Genomic DNA, 351 nt, shown 5'->3' on the forward strand with positions numbered 1-351 from the left:
CCATTTTAACGCAATGGCTGCATTGGTCACGGTGTTAATCGCCAGACCACTGACGGATGCAGGAATCGTGCTCTGTGTTAGAACGGCTGTCCATGCACTTGTATTGGTTTCCGTTAATGCACGAACACGATATTTATGTGCTGTGCCTGGCAACAGGGAGGTATGACTATAGCTTGGTTCTTCCACCGTAGCTACGACTGCGCCGTCCGCTTCTATTTCGTACTTCGTTGCATTGGCAATCGCTACCCATGTCAGGTTGATTGCTGTTTCTTCCGATGTTGCTTTCAGAACAGGCGTGTTCAGTAATGTTGTTGCACTGATCAGCTCGCTCCACGCGCCTACACCCGCGGC

At 50.7% G+C, this 351-nt stretch carries 1 protein-coding gene; it reads right to left on the minus strand.

Annotated features, from left to right (window positions below):
- Positions 1-351: hypothetical protein (locus H7T88_RS28555; RefSeq protein ID WP_221791747.1), on the minus strand; the 351-nt coding region annotated here is incomplete at both ends.

The sequence above is a fragment of the Paenibacillus cucumis (ex Kampfer et al. 2016) genome (assembly GCF_019748695.1).
In the GTDB taxonomy this organism is placed as follows: Bacteria; Bacillota; Bacilli; order Paenibacillales; family Paenibacillaceae; genus Paenibacillus; species Paenibacillus polysaccharolyticus.